The sequence below is a fragment of the Muribaculum sp. genome, assembly GCF_029051885.1.
In the GTDB taxonomy this organism is placed as follows: Bacteria; Bacteroidota; Bacteroidia; order Bacteroidales; family Muribaculaceae; genus Muribaculum.
Map to the genome: position 1 here is coordinate 1 of NZ_JAIDKI010000247.1, position 2,080 is coordinate 2,080.

The 2,080-nt window shown below is 51.0% G+C and carries 2 protein-coding genes; one reads left to right on the forward strand and one right to left on the reverse strand.

Annotation, left to right across the window (positions count from 1 at the left end; translation table 11 throughout):
* The first annotated feature begins 191 nt into the window (after positions 1-191).
* A complete protein-coding gene (locus K2I50_RS10345) occupies positions 192-812 on the forward strand; it encodes a hypothetical protein (RefSeq protein ID WP_301026274.1) in 621 nt (206 codons plus the stop codon).
* On the opposite strand, the gene pncB is transcribed toward K2I50_RS10345, so the two are convergent.
* Positions 787-1,989, reverse strand: a complete 1,203-nt coding sequence (gene pncB / locus K2I50_RS10350) for a nicotinate phosphoribosyltransferase (protein WP_301026275.1) — start codon at positions 1,987-1,989, stop codon at positions 787-789. The two genes, K2I50_RS10345 and pncB, sit on opposite strands and share 26 nt — an antisense overlap.
* Between the last annotated feature and the right edge of the window lie 91 nt (positions 1,990-2,080).

Here is a 2,080-nt window from a genome sequence, read left to right on the forward strand (position 1 = left end):
CTTTTTGCCTTGTTCTTCAGTCACGTAGCTACGGCTACGCTCCATCATCACAAGACAAAAATCACTCAGAGATATGCAACCCCAGCGTTAACAAATATTGGGGAACGGGGTCTTAAAAAAACATTTGCAAATTACAACGCAATATTGTAATTTTGCGGTGTAATAACTACCCGTTTTATCTTTATCTTATTATGAAAACAACATCTTCACGTACTAAGTCCAAGAAAGCGAGAACGAAAACTCCCCGCTACAAATTTGACCCGTTATGGCGTGTAGCCATGAGATTCTCAGGCTGTAATGACGACGAAACCGAGCAAATGGTGCGCGACTACATCGAACATGGCAAAGAGCCCTACTTCCACACCATTGACCAGCAGGTATTTGCCTGTGCCTGGATAATAATCAGAGCTGATATTGACCGACGTCGCCGCCGCAACGAGCGTGCACGCGAGCGTCGCCGTCAGTTGCGTGCCAGACTTCAGGCCGAGCGTGAGGCCACAGAGAAGGATATCCGCAAGGCTGAGCGACTTGAGCGCAAAGCCGCCGCAACCCGCTCGGCTCGAGAGAAATCCAAAGCCATGCGTGCCGCCCACGCTGTCCGCAGCAGAATTGCCGGAAGAAGCGTAGCATTGACATGCAACACCATTGCTGACAGAGGCCGCCCATTGCGCACATCCATGCCTATGCCGTCGTGCCTAAGCGGTGGAACGCAAAGCAAAGTTGCCTCGAAGCCGCCAAAACAGCGTTTTTCCGACCGATTCCGCGGACCAGGATATAAGAGCTTGTCTACCGCAGGTGGAGGGCTTCCATGAAGCGGCGCACAGTATCCGGATTGCCGGAATACTTGCCGTGGTCCTCGCTAAGTTTGCATGTCTCGAAATAAAACGGCCACGACTCTGTAATCTTGACGGCAAGCAGCTTGATAACAATGTTCATCGGCTTCACTCCGGGGAAGTCGTTGGTAAAATGTGTGCCGATACCATATGACGGCTGACATTTCCCTGCGGCATAGTGCTGCAACTCAATCGCGGCATCCACATCGAGAGCATTGCTGAAGACAATCTGCTTGGTAAGCGGATCAATGTTGAGCGAACGGTATTTTTCAATTATCATGTCGAGCTGACGGTAGTTGTCGCCACTGTCGACACGCAGCCCCTTGAACATATTGGCATAATCCTCAGAAAAGTTGAGGCTGAATATACGCCATCCGTAGGTATCGTAAAGAAATGTGCCCAACGCGCCCCGATAGGTGTTTGCCCATGTCTTCATGGCAAGGTAGTTGGCCATCTGCGGACCATACATGCCTGCTATGGCGCATATGAATTCGTGGGCCATAGTGCCTACAGGAGTAAGATTGTACTTCATGGCCAGATACACGTTGCTGGTGCCGATGAAATGACCGGGGCCCTCACTCCCGGCATCGCAATCCTTCATGGCGCGCACCACGGTATCCTGCGATTTGAACGAAGCGCGCCGGCGTGTGCCGAAATCGCTGAACATGCACCCCTCCGAGATAAGCCGCGACGCCTTGTCCCACGACCGGCGGTAATACTCGTCATAGTCAAGACTGTCGGAAACACCGGTCATCATGTAGTACAACTCGGAGATAATGGCGAGCACTTTTACCTCGAGCATTATAGTGTTGCTCCAGCTCCCCTCGAACTCCACCGAAAGATGTCCCTGCTCATCCTGCGCGACAGTGACCCATCTCGAATCGTAGCGGAACCCTTTCAGGAAACTGTAGAACCACGAAGGTATGTAACGACACCTGCGGCGCATGAACTCAATCTCCCTGTCGGTTATCACAACATCTTCGAGCATCTTGATCTGATGCATGAGTTCCCGGGCAAATCCGGGCGGATATACCGTGTTGTCGCGGTCATTAAACCGGTATTTCACCTGTGTGCGCGGATAATTCTCTATAACGGCGCAACACATCGTGAACTTATATAAATCGTCGTCGGTAAAATGTCTGATTATCTGATGCATATCGTCGGGGATTTCTTAGAGCTTGTTTAATAATAAATGTTACCGTCAGGGCGGTCATTCGTCGAGCAGATTTTCGCTTGTGATGAGGGAG